Annotated in this window: 18 protein-coding genes and 1 riboswitch; of the genes, 6 read left to right on the top strand and 12 right to left on the bottom strand. The window is 38.5% G+C overall.

Annotated features, from left to right (window positions below):
- Window positions 1–14: 14 nt before the first annotated feature.
- The 6 genes from LJY09_RS11645 to LJY09_RS11620 all read right to left on the bottom strand — a co-directional run bounded on the left by LJY09_RS11645 (window position 15) and on the right by LJY09_RS11620 (window position 5,904).
- Complete coding sequence (locus tag LJY09_RS11645) at window positions 15–788, bottom strand: SDR family oxidoreductase (protein ID WP_033578975.1); 774 nt, start codon at window positions 786–788, stop codon at window positions 15–17.
- On the bottom strand, window positions 766–2,010 hold the full coding sequence (locus LJY09_RS11640) for an acyl-CoA dehydrogenase (RefSeq protein ID WP_028413351.1): 1,245 nt from the start codon (window positions 2,008–2,010) through the stop codon (window positions 766–768). The genes LJY09_RS11645 and LJY09_RS11640 overlap by 23 nt, the downstream gene beginning before the upstream one ends.
- A gap of 152 nt (window positions 2,011–2,162) precedes the next feature.
- A complete protein-coding gene (locus LJY09_RS11635; RefSeq protein ID WP_013057050.1) occupies window positions 2,163–2,426 on the bottom strand; it encodes a DUF1292 domain-containing protein in 264 nt (87 codons plus the stop codon).
- An 86-nt stretch (window positions 2,427–2,512) separates the two neighbouring features.
- Complete coding sequence (locus LJY09_RS11630) at window positions 2,513–4,237, bottom strand: PAS domain-containing sensor histidine kinase (RefSeq protein ID WP_155010162.1); 1,725 nt, start codon at window positions 4,235–4,237, stop codon at window positions 2,513–2,515.
- Between the two features lie 160 nt (window positions 4,238–4,397).
- Window positions 4,398–4,712 (bottom strand): YckD family protein, encoded by a 315-nt coding sequence (locus LJY09_RS11625; protein ID WP_155010163.1) that lies wholly within the window; start codon window positions 4,710–4,712, stop codon window positions 4,398–4,400.
- A gap of 73 nt (window positions 4,713–4,785) precedes the next feature.
- Window positions 4,786–5,904 (bottom strand): NAD(P)/FAD-dependent oxidoreductase, encoded by a 1,119-nt coding sequence (locus LJY09_RS11620; RefSeq protein WP_033578972.1) that lies wholly within the window; start codon window positions 5,902–5,904, stop codon window positions 4,786–4,788.
- Window positions 5,905–6,242: 338 nt separating this feature from the next.
- Between LJY09_RS11620 and LJY09_RS11615 the strand changes: the two genes are divergently transcribed.
- From LJY09_RS11615 to LJY09_RS11595, 6 genes are all read left to right on the top strand, one after another.
- Window positions 6,243–6,755, top strand: coding sequence for a CBO0543 family protein (locus LJY09_RS11615; protein ID WP_028413355.1), 513 nt, complete (start codon window positions 6,243–6,245; stop codon window positions 6,753–6,755).
- 66 nt (window positions 6,756–6,821) lie between these two features.
- Window positions 6,822–7,004, top strand: a riboswitch (Lysine riboswitch).
- A 138-nt stretch (window positions 7,005–7,142) separates the two neighbouring features.
- Window positions 7,143–8,471 carry a diaminopimelate decarboxylase gene (gene lysA, locus LJY09_RS11610; RefSeq protein ID WP_014460106.1) on the top strand — a complete coding sequence of 443 codons (1,329 nt, stop codon included), beginning with the start codon at window positions 7,143–7,145 and terminating at the stop codon, window positions 8,469–8,471.
- 50 nt (window positions 8,472–8,521) lie between these two features.
- A complete protein-coding gene (locus LJY09_RS11605; protein ID WP_033578970.1) occupies window positions 8,522–9,784 on the top strand; it encodes a dicarboxylate/amino acid:cation symporter in 1,263 nt (420 codons plus the stop codon).
- A gap of 138 nt (window positions 9,785–9,922) precedes the next feature.
- Window positions 9,923–10,057, top strand: coding sequence for a hypothetical protein (locus tag LJY09_RS27640; protein WP_013057043.1), 135 nt, complete (start codon window positions 9,923–9,925; stop codon window positions 10,055–10,057).
- Between the two features lie 155 nt (window positions 10,058–10,212).
- Window positions 10,213–10,398, top strand: a complete 186-nt coding sequence (locus LJY09_RS11600) for a hypothetical protein (RefSeq protein ID WP_028413357.1) — start codon at window positions 10,213–10,215, stop codon at window positions 10,396–10,398.
- 132 nt (window positions 10,399–10,530) lie between these two features.
- Window positions 10,531–11,442, top strand: a complete 912-nt coding sequence (locus tag LJY09_RS11595) for a LysR family transcriptional regulator (RefSeq protein ID WP_098112601.1) — start codon at window positions 10,531–10,533, stop codon at window positions 11,440–11,442.
- Between the two features lie 200 nt (window positions 11,443–11,642).
- Here the strand turns inward: LJY09_RS11595 and LJY09_RS11590 are convergent, their stop codons facing one another.
- The 6 genes from LJY09_RS11590 to LJY09_RS11565 all read right to left on the bottom strand — a co-directional run bounded on the left by LJY09_RS11590 (window position 11,643) and on the right by LJY09_RS11565 (window position 17,783).
- A complete protein-coding gene (locus LJY09_RS11590; RefSeq protein ID WP_028413359.1) occupies window positions 11,643–12,329 on the bottom strand; it encodes an O-methyltransferase in 687 nt (228 codons plus the stop codon).
- A gap of 252 nt (window positions 12,330–12,581) precedes the next feature.
- The gene (locus LJY09_RS11585; RefSeq protein ID WP_028413360.1) at window positions 12,582–13,157 is read right to left on the bottom strand and encodes a GNAT family N-acetyltransferase; all 576 of its coding nucleotides are present in this window, start codon (window positions 13,155–13,157) and stop codon (window positions 12,582–12,584) included.
- 175 nt (window positions 13,158–13,332) lie between these two features.
- Window positions 13,333–13,806 carry a hypothetical protein gene (locus LJY09_RS11580; protein ID WP_034266114.1) on the bottom strand — a complete coding sequence of 158 codons (474 nt, stop codon included), beginning with the start codon at window positions 13,804–13,806 and terminating at the stop codon, window positions 13,333–13,335.
- Between the two features lie 244 nt (window positions 13,807–14,050).
- Complete coding sequence (locus LJY09_RS11575) at window positions 14,051–15,511, bottom strand: aminoacyl-histidine dipeptidase (RefSeq protein ID WP_228307745.1); 1,461 nt, start codon at window positions 15,509–15,511, stop codon at window positions 14,051–14,053.
- A gap of 195 nt (window positions 15,512–15,706) precedes the next feature.
- Window positions 15,707–16,483, bottom strand: coding sequence for a 3-hydroxybutyrate dehydrogenase (locus LJY09_RS11570; protein ID WP_028413363.1), 777 nt, complete (start codon window positions 16,481–16,483; stop codon window positions 15,707–15,709).
- A 19-nt stretch (window positions 16,484–16,502) separates the two neighbouring features.
- A complete protein-coding gene (locus tag LJY09_RS11565) occupies window positions 16,503–17,783 on the bottom strand; it encodes a GntP family permease (protein ID WP_014460118.1) in 1,281 nt (426 codons plus the stop codon).
- Between the last annotated feature and the right edge of the window lie 162 nt (window positions 17,784–17,945).

Genomic DNA, 17,945 nt, shown 5'->3' with positions numbered 1-17,945 from the left:
AACTCCTTTCTTATTCACATAGCATGAACTCCACCGTCTACTGTCAGAATATCGCCCGTAATATAATTAGACGCTGCAGAAGCAAGAAAAACAGCCGCTCCTTTTAAATCAGCTTCGGAGCCAAAGCGTTTTAAAGGGGTTTGACTTAGAAAATAATCTTTTCCTTGTTCCATAATCGCACCTGACATTTTAGTAGGAAAAAATCCCGGCGCAATTGCATTAACTTGAATATTATGCTGTCCCCATTTGACAGCTAAATCTTTCGTGAACGTAATGACCGCTCCTTTACTCGTGTTGTACCCGATTGTATCCATATACTGAGGGTCCGTTCCTCCAAGACCCGCAATTGAAGCAATGTTAATAATCTTACCAGCTTTTTGTTTAATCATTTCTTTTCCAGCTTCTTGTGACATTAAAAACGTGCCCGTCACATTAATATTCATCACTTTTTGCCATGCTTCAAGAGGCATTTCTTCAGCCGAAGCTCCCCACGTAGCTCCGCTGTTGTTAATTAAAATATCAATGCGTCCAAATGTTTCAATCGTTTGATGCACGACATTTTTAATATCTTCAGGCTGACTGATATCGCATGCTAAAGCGAGAGTTTTTACGCCCATGGTGGCCAATCGATCAGCCACTTGCTGACATGCTTCTTTTTTTCTTGAACATAGAACAATATTTGCCCCTGCCTCTGCAAGCCCTTCTGCCATTTGCTCTCCTAATCCTCTGCCTCCTCCGGTAATAATAGCTGTTTTTCCAGTTAAATCAAACAGATCCTTTATGTGCATAGGTTGCCTCCTGTTCTTGATAGGATTTTAGCTCAAGTCTTGCAAGCTGTGCTTTGTGCACTTCGTCTGGACCATCGGCAAGGCGCAAAGTGCGGGCATTTGCCCAAAGTGCCGCAAGCGGCGTGTCTTCTGAAACACCTGCTGCTCCAAATGCTTGAATGGCACGATCAATGACTTTTAAAGCCATAGCAGGAGCTATTACTTTAATCATGGCAATTTCTTTCCGCGCTTTTTTATTTCCAACTGTGTCCATCATATAAGCAGCTTTTAATGTTAATAAGCGAGCTTGCTCAATTTCAATACGCGATTCTGCCACCCATTCTTGAATAACCCCTTGCTGAGAAAGCAACTTATTAAATGTAGAACGACTTTGAATGCGCTTACATAATTCTTCCAGCGCTCTTTCAGCTGCTCCTATTAGACGCATGCAGTGATGAATACGTCCAGGCCCTAATCTACCTTGAGCAATAGCAAACCCTTTTCCTTCGCCTAAAAGCATATTGGATGCTGGCACACGCACATTGTCATAATGAATTTCAGCATGTCCATGAGGAGCGTGATCGTATCCAAAGACTGGCAGCATTCGTTCAATTTTAACTCCCGGAGTATTTAATGGAACTAGAATCATAGACTGCTGTTCATATTTAGATGCGTTAAAATCGCTTTTTCCCATGACAATAGCAATTTTGCAGCGAGGATCTCCCGCACCTGAAGACCACCATTTTCTTCCATTGATTACATATTCATCGCCTTCTCTTACAATACTGCACTGAATGTTTGTGGCATCAGAAGAACCTATATCCGGTTCTGTCATAGAAAAGCAGGAGCGAATGTCTCCATTTAACAGAGGCTTTAGCCATTTTTCTTTCTGTTCAGGCGTTCCGTATCGAACCAGCACTTCCATATTGCCAGTGTCAGGAGCTCCGCAGTTAAAAGCTTCTGGTCCAATAATAGAACGGCCCATAATTTCGCAAAGAGGAGCGTATTCTACATTTGTTAGACCTGCTCCGTATTCGCTTTCTGGCAAAAATAAGTTCCATAGCCCAGCTCGCTTTGCTTTTTCTTTTAACTCTTCCATGATTGGAGGAACAGCTGACCATCTAGATGGCTGTTCATTCAGCTGTTGTTCGTATAGCTGTTCATTTGGATAAATATGCTCTTCCATAAAAGAGCTCAATTCTTTTTGCAGCTTCACTACTTTGTCAGAGTAAGAAAAATACACGGTAGTCCCTCGCTTTCATTTACTTACTAACCGGTTGGTATGTTACATATTCATCATAAATGAAGGGAAATAATTCAGCAAGATATTTTTAGAAAAATTCTAAATATTATATTATTTATAAATAAAAAAAAGAGAGGTTGTAACCTCTCTTTTTACGCGGATGTCATTTCCTCAAATACGGCTGATACTTTTTCAAACTCATCATCATCTTCAATTGAAGACCATTCACCATCATCTTCAATTTTTAAAAAGAAAACATCAATTTCTTCTTCTGTTTCAATTAAAACTTCTTCCACAAACGCAACGGCAATATAATCGTGGCCTTCAATCGTCATTTTTCCAAGCACTTCAATATCTTGCTCTTGATCATTTTCATCTAAAATTGTAAAAATCTCTCCCGTTTCAATACGTTCCATCGTATTCCCTCCTATTTTAACCTCATTATTCGTTCACTAACATGTATTCCCCTTTAGAAAAGGTTTCATGCTTATAAAAGTAGAATCTACTTTTTAAAAGGCAAAAGAATGTCTACGGTAGTTCCTTTTCCAAGTTCACTTACAAAGTTAATTTCTCCTCCATGTTCTCGAATGATCTTATAGCACACCATCAGTCCAAGCCCCGTTCCTTTCTCTTTCGTACTATAAAAAGGTTTTCCTAAATGCTGCATTCGTTCCTGCGTGATGCCTGGCCCCTCGTCGCTAAACCGGACAACAAGGTTCTCCTGATTAAATCTTTTTAGTTGAATCGTTACAGTTCCTCCACTTGGCATGGATTCGACGGCATTTTTAAATATATTGCTAAAGACCTGTTTTAACTGGTTTTCTTCGCATAATACGAGAGGAAGATGAAGATCAATCTCTTTTTTTACGTGAATTTTCTCTGTAATCCCCTGCACCTCAGCTAGCTTTAACGTGTTCTCTAAGATATCTTGGACGTGTTTGTCTTTGTAGGTTTTCGCCTGAGGCTTTGCAAGACTCAAGAACTCGTCGGCAATCAATTCGATTCTATCTAACTCATGATTTATCATTTCTACATAGTAAGGCTGACCGCTCGTTTCTTCTAATAACTGCATAAATCCTTTTACCGCTGTTAGAGGGTTTCTGATTTCGTGAGCGATACCCGCTGCTAACTGTCCGACTAAGGAAAGCTGAGCGGATTCACGCAGCAATTTTTCAGTTTTTTTACGTTCTGTAATATCGCGAAACAAAACTTGAATGGCCTGCTTTCCCATATAGGGAATAGGAAAGGCAATGGTTTCGGCATCAATCGTATGACCGTCTTTATGAATAAACTTTTCTTCCTGCAGATCTACAGATTTATTTTCTGTTTTCATTCGATAAATTCGCTGTTTTACAACATCATAGTAATCAGGATGAACAAACTGATAAACACAAGCTCCTAATACATCTTGAGGATTCTTGTATCCTAGTGCTTTAGCTCCTGCAGGGTTGATATAATCAATTTTACCTTCACTATGAACGATAATCGCTTCCGGGGATAACTCAATCAAACTTCGGTAGCGCTGTTCGCTTTCTTTTAAAGCCGTCTCATCCTGCTTGCGCGATGTTATATCTCGATAGACAAACGCAATGCATAACGGCCAATCATTCATATTTTCAACGCGAAATAGTGTGACGCTTACATTAATTAAATGCCCGTCTTTATGCTGTCTGACCGTCTCAAATTCCGTTTTCGATTCCCCTGATTGAATAGTCTTATGAAGTTCGCACACGGGCTCCTTTAAAAACGAAGGTATAATCGGAAGAGGCTTTTGATAAATTTCTTCAAACGTCCAGCCGAATGTATTCTCAAACGCAGGGTTCACTTGAAGCGTTTTACCCTCTAAGTCAACGATAGCAACAGCATCTGCGTTATGATAAATAAAAGGCTGAATCTGTTCTTTTTTCTCCTGATAACTAGTTATATTCACGCAATGTCCCATAATTTCAGGTTTTTCTGTGTAAGATAAAGGGGTTAAGTTTACTACATAGCGTTTATCATTTATTTGAAGCTCGTACATAAGCTTTTTCTTTTTATTTAGCGCTTCGAAAAAATGCTCATACGAGATCCATTCTTCTAGAGGTATTTTTTGCTCAGAAACGCTTTCTCCTTGATACATACTGTAAACAAGATGGTCACCTTTTTGTTTGTAAGCAAATATGATTCCTAGATTCTCAGCTGAATGATTTTCTGCATGTAATCGGACTATTTTTTTATTTTCGTTCATCGTTCATATTTACCTACCCCTCACTAGCATCTTTCCTACTCGTTCTCATTCTCTTAATTTTACATGAGGCGTTTAAAATTTACTAGATAAAGAAGCGGATATTTTCCATTCATTCACATAAAAAAGCGCCTGTATAGGCGCTTTTTTATGTGAATAGGAATTACTTTGAATGATGCATTTTATGACAGTGACGCTTCGGGACAAAACCATTTTGCTCCATATGCTGATAGCGATTTTCCATATGTGAAGAAATGTTTTGACTCTCCGTTTTGCTTAGCACGCCGTACTCCACATATTTTGAAAGTATTTCTTTCTTTTTTTCGAACATTTCTTTGTACAGAACGGATAATTCCTGCTTTTGCTGAGACGTCAGCTGCACGTCTTTTGTTTCTGGCTGAGGATTGTTTTCCGCTAATACAGGCGTCCCGCTCATAAATAAAAAAGCTGCTGCTGCACTTATCATAACCTTTCGCAAACAATCTACTTCCTTTCATCATATAGTAGTTATAGTTTGCGAACTTCTATTTGTTTTCATTCATTCTATTTGCTTAGGACTCAATAGCTCCTCTTACATCATAATCGCTAAGATCAATTTCCATTTCCATTTCAAGTGCTAATTTAGCAAGCTCTGAACCAAGATAAGGACCCGACGTTAAGCCTGAAGCTCCGAGACCATTCGCTACTAGTATTCCTTCGTAAGCTGGAAGAGCCCCAATGACTGGCAAGAAGCCTGGAGTAAATGGTCGAAACCCTACCCTTGTTTCTAAGACTGTGCTTTCTGTTAAGCCAGGAGCAATTAATAAGGCCTTTGAAAAAATTTCATGAAGCCCCCCAGCCGTTACTCTCAAGTCATAACCCGTGTCGTTTTCATGTGTTGCTCCTATGACAATTTGACCTTGTTCAAACGAAAGAATATATTGGTCGCTTGGAGGCATTACAACGGGCCAGTCTTTTGTATCTAAATCAGGAAGATGCAAGTGGACAATTTGTGCTTTTTGAAAGCTTGCTAAAAATTTCACTCCAAGAGGCTCTAGTAATTGATTTGCCCACGCTCCTGCTGTCACGATTGTTGTACTTGCTAGAAGGGTTTGTCCATTTACGGCAACGCCCGTTACTTGATTATTTTCATAAAGTAGTTCTGCGTTTCCTTCTATTATTTTTGCACCGTTTTTCTTCGCTGCATTCACAAGTGCGTTTCGAAGAGCTCTTCCGTTAACGCGAGCGGCTCCACTAATATGAACTGAACTGTATTCTTCCGAAAGAGCCGGAAACAAAGCCTGTGTTTCTTTAGCGGATAAACGTGTAATCTCGCCTATTTCGGGGGCTTCTTCCCGACGCTTATATGCTCGTTCTTCCATTTTTTTAAGCTTTTGTTCATCAGTGTGTAAACTAATTGCTCCTACTCGCTTATATCCCGTATCCGTTTCTCCATCTTCTTCTAATTGCTGAATTAATGTTTGATAGTACTTGGCGCCGCCTTTTGCTAAGCGGTACCATGCTTTATTTCGACGCTGCGAAAGCCACGGACAAACAATTCCTGCTGCTGCATCAGTAGCTTGACCAGCATCCTTGCGATCTATCAATGTCACATCTGCTCCTGCTTTTGCTAAATGATATGCCGTAGAAGCTCCAAGTACCCCAGCTCCAACTACGATGTATGTTTTCATACCGAAACACCCTTTTCTTTCTTCTAGTATTCTCATGCTATATGTATGCAATTTTAGCATAGCAAAAAAAGAAGTCACATACTAGGCGAAGCTATTTTAAGCTTATTTTTAAGCCTTGCTGACTTTGACATATAGCTCCTTTAGTCTCGTAAGCAAAAGCGGTAGAAGTTCTTTTACCAAGATTATAACAGGGTGAAGAAAGCCATAAATAGTGGTAGTACGTCTTTAACGCTGTGGCTTACGGCTTTTCTATGATAGGTGCTGAATAAAAAAATGAAAGAATAAAACCACTATAATATGTAAATAAAAAGAAATAACCATTATTTTAAGGAGAGCGTATGCAATCTTCATTTGTATTATTTTTTATCATTCTTGGTTTACTATTTGGCAAGTGGCGAAGGTATCAAGAATACTACCCTACTTTGCTGTTTTGGGTCACGGGGAATTTGCTTTATGAAGTGCTGCTGTTTCATCACCGCGTATGGGTATTTCACCCTGTTGGTATTGATCATCTTTTTCTACCCGATCACCTAATGGTTTCTCTTGGAATAACCTTAATTATTTATCCGTTTGTTATACCGGTTTTTTTAGGAAGGCTGCCGCTGCATGTAAGCGGCCGGCTGTGGTGGATTCTTTTATGGGCGCTTTTATTTACTGTGATTGAGTTCATTGCTTATGTTAATCACAGTATCACTCATCATTATGGATGGTCGCTGCTATGTTCTTTTCTCTTCAATATTGTCACGTTCTCACTTTTAATCATTCATCAGAAGACAGCGCTGGCTGCTTGGATTCTATCTGGAAGCTTCATAGCTTTTTTATTTATCTTCTTTGATATTCCTATGCCTTAACTTTTCATTGACTAGACAGAGGAAAAGGAAATATAATAGGAGTTACATTTAAATATAATTTTCCTCTCTGAGAATAGAGGTGCATGAAATCAAGAGTCACTTATTGGAGACTAATGGAGTCTGTGAAGATAAGTAAAAGGGATTTCGTGCCGAAGTATATAAACATCCATTGTGTTCATATACTGGTTCAGTATTGAATAAATGCTGAGCTGTCACAAACCACTTGGTTTGTGGAGAGCTATTGAAGAGATGTTGATGCCTAGAATGTAATAATACTTTATTATTATGAAACCAAGACGCGTGAACATCACTTCACGGGTCTTTTTTGTGTTTTTCTACTGACCATCAAAGTTATAGTTGAATGATTTAAATGGAGGGATACGGATTATGTACTTACATGGAACGAGTAAAATTAACAGCAGCAATCATTTAGAAATTGGGCAGTGTGATACGGTCGAACTGAAAAAACAATACGGCACTCCCCTATACATCTACGATCAAGAATTAATTGAGACGAAATGCAAGGCCTTCCATTCAGCCTTTCAAAGAAGCGGATTTTCATATCAAATCGCCTATGCAGGGAAAGCGTTTCTTTGTATGGAAATGGCTAGCCTTTTAACGAAGCTTGATATGTCATTAGATGTGGTCTCAGGAGGCGAATTATTTACAGCTCTTGAAGCGGGATATCCAGCTGAACGCATTCATTTTCACGGAAATAACAAAACGATTGAAGAAATTGAAATGGCTCTTGATGCGAATATTGGCTGTTTTGTTGTGGATAACTTTACCGAACTTGAAGTTTTACATGCCTTAGCAGCTGAGCGCAAACAGAAAGCATCTATTCTTCTGCGTGTTACTCCAGGGATTGAAGCCCACACACATGAGTATATTATGACCGGACAGGAAGACTCCAAGTTTGGATTTGGTCTTTCCAATGACCAGGCTATGAAAGCGGTAAGTTCTGCATTAGAAAAGCCTTACTACGATCTTTTAGGCATTCATTGTCATATTGGTTCGCAAATTTTTGAAGTAGATGGTTTTTCTCGCGCCATTGATATTTTAACTGATTTCTTATTCAGTATTCGTGATAAAATGGAATTTGAAGTAAAAGTTTTAAACGTAGGTGGTGGTTTTGGTATTCGTTATACCGAAAGCGACTCTCCACTTCCAGTTGAGTATTATGTAGATGCACTGACAGAAAAGCTAAGCCGCACGTTAACTGAACAGAATTATACCCTTCCGGAAGTCTGGATTGAGCCTGGAAGAAGCATCGTAGGAGAAGCAGGTACAACGCTTTATACAATCGGCTCAACGAAGGAGATTCCAGGTGTACGCAAATACGTAGGAATTGATGGCGGTATGACCGATAATATCCGTCCTGCTCTTTACGATGCAAAACATGAAGCTGTCTTGGCTAATAGAGTGACGGATAAAAAAGATGAAACAGTATCAATTGCGGGGAAATGCTGTGAATCAGGAGATATGCTTATTTGGGATATCGATTTACCGCGCGTTAATCAAGGAGATTTACTAGCAGTATCCTCTACAGGTGCCTACAACTATTCAATGGCTAGCAATTACAACCGTATTCCGCGCCCTGCTGTTGTATTTGTGAAAAATGGAGAAGCTCGTCTTGCTGTAGAGCGAGAAACATACGAAGATTTGGTGCGTAAAGATGTAAAGCCAGTCGTTACTACGTATGCAATGAGCAAATGATAGCTGTTCTTGCGTAGTAAAGAAGCTATTGTTGTTTGGAGGAAATCTATATGGTTTTAAGTGTATTTAAAACGTACAGATCATCGCTTATTCTGCTTCTCGCTATTTTAATTGGCGGGATAGCAGGATATGCTATCGGGCCCGATGTGGCAGTCGTAAAGCCCTTTGGTGATTTGTTTCTTAATTTAATGTTCATGATTATCGTTCCCCTTGTCTTTTTTAGTGTGGCTTCGGCGATCGCAAACATGAACGAAATGAAACGTCTTGGTAAAATTATGCTAGGTATCGCCGTTGTGTTTGTCGCCACTGCTGCTGTTTCAGCCGTTCTAGGCTTTTTAGGCGCATCACTTTACAATCCGCTGCACAACGTAGATACTTCTGCCATTAAAGAATTAATGGGTGACAGTGAAAATACAGCTGAAAAAATGACGCTTTTAAATCAGCTTGTTAGTACATTTACTGTACCTGATTTTGTTCAGTTATTTTCGAAAGAGCATATTTTACAATTAATTGTCTTTGCCGTTATCTTCGGTATTGCTACCACGATGGCTGGTGAAAAAGGACAGCCTATGGCGAAATTTCTGACTTCGGGTCAAGAAGTATCGATGAAAGTCGTTAAAATTGTCATGTACTATGCTCCAATTGGTTTAGGGTGCTATTTTGCTACTGTAGTAGGAGAACTTGGACCAAAGATCTTGCAAGGGTATGCTAGAGCATTTATTCTTTATTTATTAATTGCAATCGTTTACTATTTTGGCTTCTTTACGCTATACGCATGGATTGCTGGCGGTAAAGCAGGAATTAAGCTGTTTTGGAAAAATGCAGCTGCTCCTTCTATCACTGCTATTGCTACCTGTTCTTCCGCGGCATCTATTCCAGTCAATTTAGACGCAACAAAGAAAATGGGTGTGCCGCTGGATATTGCTGAAACAGTGATTCCATTAGGAGCAAACACCCATAAAGATGGTTCTGTTATCGGTGGTATTCTAAAAATTGTTTTCTTATTCAGTTTGTTCGGCAAAGATATGACGTCTGCTACGAGTATTTTGAGCATATTAGGCGTAGCCTTTTTAGTTGGAGCCGTAATGGGAGCAATTCCTGGAGGCGGTATGATTGGCGAAATGTTAATCATTACAATTTACGGATTTTCGCCAGAAGTTCTGCCCATCATTGCGGTCATTTCCACAATTATTGACGCCCCTGCTACGCTCTTAAACAGTACGGGAAATACAGTAACAGCGATGCTTGTTACAAGGTTTACAGAAGGAAAAGACTGGATTAACAAAATTATCACCACCGATAAAGTCGCCTAGTAAAAAAGCAAAGGGAACAGTCTTAGTGACTCTCCCTTTGCTTTTTTCGTGTGCAGTAATATCGATAGCCGTGTATAAAGTTTGTAAATACGCACATTCTATAGGTATGTTTCATAACCGGACTGGAGGTGTCGTCTAATGAGTAACGCTGCAGGAGGTTCAAAGAAGAATCAACCGAATGATGCGAATCACGTAAGTGCAGAAACAAAAGCTCATCAAAAACGTCTCACTGAGCAAAACAAACAAGAGCATCAAGCTGAAGAGCGAAAATAAAATGACGTCAAAGAACGTTTGGCACAGGCCCTGCGTTCTTTGACGTCATTTTATTTTGAGAGAGCTTAATGACGACGCTCTTTATAGGTCTATCGTACAACCTCCTTTCAAACTTTTACATATTCTATTAATAGGTTTGTAAAAGGAGGAATGATATGGTGTTTTCTTGGATAGAGATTACAGCTGCAGCCTTTGGGCTTTCAGTTATTTTGATAAGTTTTGCATTTTTGCCCGAACGTACAGGCAAAAATCTTTATATTCCTCATCAGCTAGTAGCAAAATCTATGTTTCTCTATAAAAAGATTATTGGTTTTATAAATCAATTTCGACAGAAACTTTAGTTCATTTCCTTTCCTCGTTTTTATTCATTGGATAGCTCCCTTTTTTAATCAGCGCATTTACAGTAAATAATTTAATGGTTAAAATAAAGAGTAAAAAAAAAGGATAAGCAGTTTGCAGAAATGGAGTTTCACATGGAAATCAGAGACTTAGAATACTTTATAGAGGTAGCGAATCATAAAAATTTTACAAAGGCAGCGCTGCAAGTTCATTTGTCACAAACGGCTTTAAGTAAAGCCGTCAAAAAAGTAGAAAATGAACTAGGATTTGAGCTTCTTGACCGTTCAACAAGAGAATTAAAGCTAACCGATGCAGGAGAAGTCGTGTATCATCAGGCAACTAAAGCGCTGTCGGTGTTAAAAGACATGCCTCACTTGTTGGGCGATTTAATGAACTTGCAAACAGGGCAAATCAAGATGGGAATCCCTCCGCTCATCGGGACCTTGTTTTTCCCGAAGATTGCAAAAGCATTTAATGAACAATACCCTAAAGTATCTCTAGAGCTTATTGAATTTGGAGCAAAAAAAATTGAAGCCCTTGTGGAAGAGGCTGGTGTAGATATGGGGATTGTTATGCTTCCTCTCACAAGCGGTCATGATGAGCATTTTCACTTATACCCGTTCGTTAAGGAGAGATTCCTTTTATACGCCCATAAAAACCATCCTTTAGCGAAACGTTCTTCCGTCTGGATGAAAGAATTGGAGCATGAAAAATTCATTATGTTCAGTGAAGAATTTACGCTGCACGACCGGTTAATTCAAGATGCTTTAAAATCAGGATTTGTGCCTTCTATCGCATATAAAAGTTCTCAATGGGATTTAATTATTGAATTAACAGCAGCAGAACTAGGTATTGCTATTTTACCCGAATCGCTTTATGCCAAAGTGAAAGATTCCAATATTATTACGGTACCTATTGCAGATCCTGAAATGATGTGGGAACTTGGAATTATTCTGTTAAAAGAACGCTACAGTTCATTCGCTGTAAGAGAGTTGATTAATTTTCTGACAGCAAAACAAATAACAAATAAGTTGGACGCAAATTAAATAGAGGCTGGGAGATAACGAAATCAATCCACAGCTAGAAGCACCTACGCCTACACACATGAAATTTACGTTCACTATCACCATGAAAAAATCCGACCGAAGAATCGAGATTCTCCATCAAGAATTTGAATTCATCGGTCGGATTTCCCTTCAACAAAACTACTTTTGTCCCAGCCTCTTTATATGTAACACGAGTTCTATCATTCAACAATCCCTACAATGAATCCATCATAGCCTTTGCTTCCAACGGTTTGTATAGCCGTGGCGCTGATTCGTTTTTCTTGAGCCAGAGCATCCATAAATTGTCGAATTCCCTTTACATTTTCATCTTCACTTTCTGAGTTCACCACATGCCCTTGACGAACAACATTATCACAAATAATCGTACTTCCTCGTTTTGATAATTCTAGAGCCCACTTTAAGTAATTTGGGTTATTCGGCTTGTCAGCATCAATAAAGATAAGATCAAACGGCTCTGTTCCCTTATCCTTTAATACAGCTAATGTATCAAGCCCGGGGCCGACAATGACTTCTACTAAGTGGCTTACTCCCGCTCTTTTTAAATTAGCTCGTGCTACTTCTGCATGCTGAGCGCTTAATTCGAGCGTAATCAGCTGTCCGTCTTTCGGAAGAGCTCTGGCTAGCCAAATCGTGCTGTACCCTCCAAGAGTACCAATTTCCAAAATGCGTTTAGCCCCTTTTAATGAAGCTAACAAATGCAGAAACTTTCCTTGACTAGGCGATACGTCGATGGCAGGTAATCCAGCCTCTTGATTTGCCTTCAATACCTCATCAAGAATAGGGTCAGGTTGTATGAGCTTATGATTCATATAAAGATCCACTTCATTCCAAATTTCATATATAGACATTTCCATACTCCTCCACATAAGTGATAAAAGCTTTATTATTCAAAGATACGAATATGTTTTTCTCATATTCAGCTTGTTGCCGTAATCGTTCGTATTATGAATGTGTTCTAGCTCTCTAATAAACTATCCTGCTCGCTCTTAAAAAGAATTGTTATATGTCCATAAAAAAAGACCTTCAGAGAGGTCTTTTTTTATCTTTAAATAATCGTAGCTCAATCCGTAAAAAATATCCGGTACCTTTCTACCGGCTATTTTCTAGAAGACATCTTATTATCCGTTATGACTGAACTTAAATACTATCGGTGTACGTTCTGTTTCTATTTTCCAAATCATGTGATGATATCCTTTGCTCCAGTAATCTTTTACTAAGTAATCGGGAATTCCAAATATGTTTTTCCATACTTTCTGAGCATTCTTGTATCCGCTATCCAAACAAATTTTTTTAATTTCTCTGCTTTGAAGCGTAAGCAGCATAATATGTATAAGCAGTGTTCCTACCCCTTTTCTTTGGTACTTTGGATGAACAAAAACTGTGCCGATTTCAATCCATCCTTGCAGCTCCCCTTTTGTACATGCCATAATTAATTCACTAACAGGGCCATATTCAATGCAGCCAATAATCTTATTGGTGCACGTATCTATTCCGAGCCAAAAGAATCGACATTTCCCATCGCTATCAAGGTCACTTTTTAAATATTGTTCTTTACTTTCAATTTCTATTTGTATATCGTTCACCATGTCAGATAGACCCTCTCTATGAAAGGTATCTGTGATCACTTCATTAAAAAGCTCGTGGAGTTCTGCGCTGTCCTCTATTTTTGGTCTTCTTATTTCAATATGATTCAATGTTCATCCCTCCTGATTATTTCACTGCCAAATATGAAGTTTTACTTTTATTATTTATCAATATATGTTGATAATCCTTTTCTTTTTCTACAGTTTTCCCAACAAAAAAAGCACGAGAAGCTTTAAGTTCTCGTACTTTTTTATAATATGGATTCTGCTTTTCTATTGGGAACTGTTAATACTGATTCACAAAGCTCTGGATTTTACATACGAATTCAGAAAGATTCTCCTTTATCTCTTTATCTTCTGTTTTCGTTACTTGCTCTTGTATGGCATCAATCATTAAACGTGCTCTTTTAGGATCTATAGAGGCCGGCTGGCTGCTATTATTTGATAAACTCTTCAAAATTTGATTAGTCATTTTGTTTTTATCATGAATATAAAATAACATTTGAGGAACTTGATTAATTAACAAATTTACATACCTGCGAAACTCCTCTATCTCATATAATTCTCTTGAAGTACCTTTAAAGCCATCAACGGAAAGCATAAGACTCTGGTAGCCTTTATCACTGCGTTGATTAAGTGCTTTAATGACTTTTAAAAATCGATCGAACTTTAGATAACGTATTTCGTCTTTCTTTAATTCTAAAAATTCAATTTCTCCTTTTTCTAAAAAAGGATCTTTGATAAGACTATTATCATTCATATACATTCTCTCCCTACTAATTTATTAGTTGCAGAGCTTGTTTTGAATTCATTTGTCTATCGTTTTAGTAATTGTTTACCTCTTTTAGGACCGTTTTAAAACCTTTATTTGTAAAACGCTTACATAAATGTTCTCAATTGCCTGACGCGTTGATGGAACCCTATTTATTATCTGATAAATGACGAATGAAAAAGAGCTCCTTTACAGAAGCTCTCTTTTTAAGATTATAGGAATGCTGATAACTTTATATCTTATTTGCCTCTTTTAATACTGCTAATAAGTATTCCCATGTCTTAATAGTAGACGGAATGCTCAGGTGTTCATCAGGTGTATGAACGTCGTACATATCGGGTCCGAGCGAAATGGCATCTAATCCAGGGATTTTTTCTAAGAAAATACCGCATTCAATTCCAGCATGGATGGCGATGATCTCCGCCTCTTCACCATACTTTTCTTTGTAAACCTTTTTACATAATTCGCGAATTTTTGAATCTCCATTGTACGCCCATTCAGGATAATTACCTTTTGTTTCAACTCTTCCCCCGACTACCTGAGCAAGTATGCGCACTTGACTTACTATTTTTTCTTTTAAGCTTTTTACTGAGCTGCGAATTTCATTTTGAAAAACAACCTCAGATTCTGTCGTCGTGATCACACCTAAGTTGGTAGAAGATTCTACTAATCCTTCAATATTCATACTCATGCTTTGAACGCCGTTTGGTGTTAGCATAATAGCTTGTACAATTCGTTCTGTCGTTTCTCTTGTAAAACATTTCTCAACGGAAGAAAATTTGTTTATTTTTACATATACGCTCGGATCAGCCGCTTGTAATTCATTTTTTACTATTTCGTTCCACTCACGAATCTTATTTTCTAGCTTTCCTACCTCAGAAGGCTCAACTGATAGAATTGCTTCTGATTCACGGGGAATTGCATTTGATTTTAATCCTCCGCTAATGCTGCTTAAAGAATAGGGAAGTTCTTGTTGTAAATCATATAAAACTCTCCCTAGCAGTTTATTCGCATTTCCTCTTTCTTTGTCAATTTCCATTCCGGAATGTCCGCCGCGCAGTCCTCCGATGCTTAAGCTATATGTTTCTGAGTTATTGGAAGACGACTCCCAGTTTATAGGAATACGAAGCACGCCTTTTACCCCGCCTGCGCTGCTGACAAGGAGCTTTCCGTCCTCTTCTGTATCAAGGTTAATAAAGATTTTCCCTTCAAAATAAGCTGGATTTACAGCAATGGCTCCGCCCATAGTCGTTTCTTCTTCAGTGGTAATGACTACTTCAAGAGAGGGGTGCGCTATATTTTGAGCATCTAGTAAAGCCAGTGCATATGCAACGGCAATCCCGTTATCAGCTCCTAGCGTAGTACCATTTGCATAAAGCATATCTTCAACAATTCGCAGTTGAAGCGGATCTTTTTCAAAGTCATGGACAGTTCCTTTATTTAACTCGCATACCATGTCCATATGTCCTTGCAAAATGATAGCTGAAGCATGTTCATATCCTTTAGTTGCCGGCTTTTTAATGATTACATTTAAAGCTTTGTCTTGGATAACCTCAAGGCTTCTTTCTTTTGCAAAAGAAACTAAATAGTTACTAATTTCTTTTTCATTTCCAGATTCTCTAGGAATAGCTGAGATTTCGTTAAAGAAATAGAAAACCGGATGTTTAATTAATTCATTTACTGTTTGCACCATATGTATCATCCTTTCTAATCTGTACGCTTTTTTATCCTACTATTTATCTTGACAGTAGAAATAGCATATGAGGCTTTTTTTATGTATCGCCTAGTTATATTTTAACGTTGATTAACTCAATAGAATAGATATAACCTAAAAAAGCATAAATGAGCCCGTTGGACTCATTTATGCTTTTAATGATTTGTTCTATTTTTATTGAGCTGTATATCCGCCGTCCATTACTACCGCTTGACCAGTTACACCTTTTGCTTTATCACTCGCTAAGAAGATAGCGTAGTCAGCAATTTCGCTCACGTCTAGTAATCTTTTTTGAGGGACTAAAGGATAAATAACTTCTTCAAGAACGCTTTCTAATGGTACGTTTCTTGTTTTAGCTAAACCATCTAACTGACCTCTCACTAGTGGTGTATCCACATAACCAGGACAAAGTGCATTAACCGTAATACCGTGTGCTGCACCTTCAAGAGCAGCTACTTTTGTTAGCCCAATTACACCGTGTTTGGCACTGTTATAAGCTGCTTTGCCTGCAAAACCGATTAAACCGTTGATAGAAGAAACGTTAATAATACGTCCGAACCCTTGTTTTTTCATAATCGGAAACGCGTGCTTAATCGCCATAAATGGAGCTGTTAGCATAATTTTAATCATTAACTCATACTTTTCAGTTGGAAACTCTTCGATTGGAGAAACATGCTGCAAACCAGCGTTGTTAATGAACGTATGAACCGCTCCAAAATGTGCGTTTGCTGTTTCAATTAAATGTTTGATTTCTTCTTCTTTTGTTACATCCGCTTTGACACCAAGTGCTTCGAATCCAGCTTCACGAAGATTTTGTGCTGCAGCTTCTACGGCAGTTTGATCAATATCAGATAACACAATTTTCCCGCCGTTTTCAGCGAATCGTTTACCTATTTCAAATCCAATTCCTCTTGCTGCTCCTGTGATTACAATTACTTGATTTTCAACCATGTGTATTCTCCTCCTGTTTTTAAATAATACCGGCTGCCGCTAATGCGACTCCTGCAAATAAAGCGATTGTCGGGATGATAAATGCAACAACAAATACGTCTTTATACGTTTCTTTATGCCGAAGACCAGTTACAGCTAATAGCGTTAACAACGCACCGTTATGCGGTAAAATAGATGCACCTGACGCAACGCTTGCAATACGGTGAAGCGCATCGGCGCTTAAATTCGTCGTTTGAGACAAGTGATACCACGTATCTCCTAATGCTTGAAGCGCAATACCCATACCACCGGATGCTGAACCCGTGATCATCGCTAGCACTTGAACGCTTAACGCTTCTGAAACGAGCGGATTACTCGAAATGTTTAGTAGTACGTGCGTGACATCTTTAAACTCTGGAACTGCTGTAATAACCGAGCCAAAGCCTACTGCTGCACTCGTGTTAATAACAGCCATTACGGATCCTTTTGCTCCTTCATTTATAGAAGAAATAAACGTCTTATAGTGTTTGAAATTAATAAGTAAAATAGAAAAAATACCAATTAATAATGATACGATAGGCTCCCATTTTAAAACGTTTAATGTCACGACAACGATAATCAGCGGTAAAATAGCTAACATTACATTCATCGAGTCCTGCTCTTCACTTGCGGCAACCGATGATTCATTAGGCTCAGTAAACCCTTGATTTTTAGCTTTTAATTTTTTATCGCGATAAGCTAACCATAAATAGCCTCCCACTGCCATAATAAGACCTGAGACAATTCCAATAATCGAACCGGACATTGCATTGGTTTTAAATGTAGCAGTCGGAATCAGATTTTGAATTTGAGGCGTACCTGGAATCGCTGTCATTGTAAATGTAAATGCTCCGAGTGCAATGGTTGCTGGCAGTAAATTTCGCGATACGTTAGCTTCTCGAAATAATGCGATTGCTAAAGGATAAATCGCAAAGACAACAACGAATAAACTGACTCCGCCGTATGTCAAAATGGCTGAAGCAATCAGCACCCCTAAAATGGCTCTTTTACTTCCAAACAATTTAGCAATGCGCTGCGCTAGCGACTTAGCTGCGCCTGTATCTTCCATTAGCTTTCCAAAGACGGCTCCTAATAAAAAGATGGGGAACCATTTTGCAGCGAAATCTACAAACCCTCCCATATACACATCTGTATAAGTAGGCAGTACTTTTAAACCGCTAAAATAAGCAACAAACGTAGCGACAACAGGTGCCACCCAGATAATAGACCATCCTAGATAAGCAAAAAACATCAACAATAACAATCCTACAATAATAACCACACGGTAACCTCCTTTCCTTTTAATACATATACATAATGGATTATTTCACAACACAACAAGTTTACACCCGTTAGTTTTATAAGTAAAATGAATAAAAGGAATCAAAACTATGAATAAAAGTCGTAGTTTATTTAAAAATTCACACTCAATTATTTTTTTCCT

It is taken from the genome of Priestia sp. J2 (genome assembly GCF_020790095.1).
GTDB lineage: Bacteria > Bacillota > Bacilli > Bacillales > Bacillaceae_H > Priestia > Priestia zanthoxyli.
This window is presented reverse-complemented; position numbering and strand designations above follow the sequence as displayed.

Bases quoted from the DNA above. Each gene is read 5' to 3' on its own strand.
- LJY09_RS11645 (WP_033578975.1), bottom strand. From the start codon at position 788: ATGCACATAAAGGATCTGTTTGATTTAACTGGAAAAACAGCTATTATT.
- LJY09_RS11635 (WP_013057050.1), bottom strand. From the start codon at position 2,426: ATGGAACGTATTGAAACGGGAGAGATTTTTACAATTTTAGATGAAAAT.
- LJY09_RS11630 (WP_155010162.1), bottom strand. From the start codon at position 4,237: ATGAACGAAAATAAAAAAATAGTCCGATTACATGCAGAAAATCATTCA.
- LJY09_RS11620 (WP_033578972.1), bottom strand. From the start codon at position 5,904: ATGAAAACATACATCGTAGTTGGAGCTGGGGTACTTGGAGCTTCTACG.
- LJY09_RS11615 (WP_028413355.1), top strand. From the start codon at position 6,243: ATGCAATCTTCATTTGTATTATTTTTTATCATTCTTGGTTTACTATTT.
- lysA (WP_014460106.1), top strand. From the start codon at position 7,143: ATGTACTTACATGGAACGAGTAAAATTAACAGCAGCAATCATTTAGAA.
- LJY09_RS11605 (WP_033578970.1), top strand. From the start codon at position 8,522: ATGGTTTTAAGTGTATTTAAAACGTACAGATCATCGCTTATTCTGCTT.
- LJY09_RS27640 (WP_013057043.1), top strand. From the start codon at position 9,923: ATGAGTAACGCTGCAGGAGGTTCAAAGAAGAATCAACCGAATGATGCG.
- LJY09_RS11600 (WP_028413357.1), top strand. From the start codon at position 10,213: ATGGTGTTTTCTTGGATAGAGATTACAGCTGCAGCCTTTGGGCTTTCA.
- LJY09_RS11595 (WP_098112601.1), top strand. From the start codon at position 10,531: ATGGAAATCAGAGACTTAGAATACTTTATAGAGGTAGCGAATCATAAA.
- LJY09_RS11590 (WP_028413359.1), bottom strand. From the start codon at position 12,329: ATGTGGAGGAGTATGGAAATGTCTATATATGAAATTTGGAATGAAGTG.
- LJY09_RS11580 (WP_034266114.1), bottom strand. From the start codon at position 13,806: ATGAATGATAATAGTCTTATCAAAGATCCTTTTTTAGAAAAAGGAGAA.
- LJY09_RS11575 (WP_228307745.1), bottom strand. From the start codon at position 15,511: ATGGTGCAAACAGTAAATGAATTAATTAAACATCCGGTTTTCTATTTC.
- LJY09_RS11570 (WP_028413363.1), bottom strand. From the start codon at position 16,483: ATGGTTGAAAATCAAGTAATTGTAATCACAGGAGCAGCAAGAGGAATT.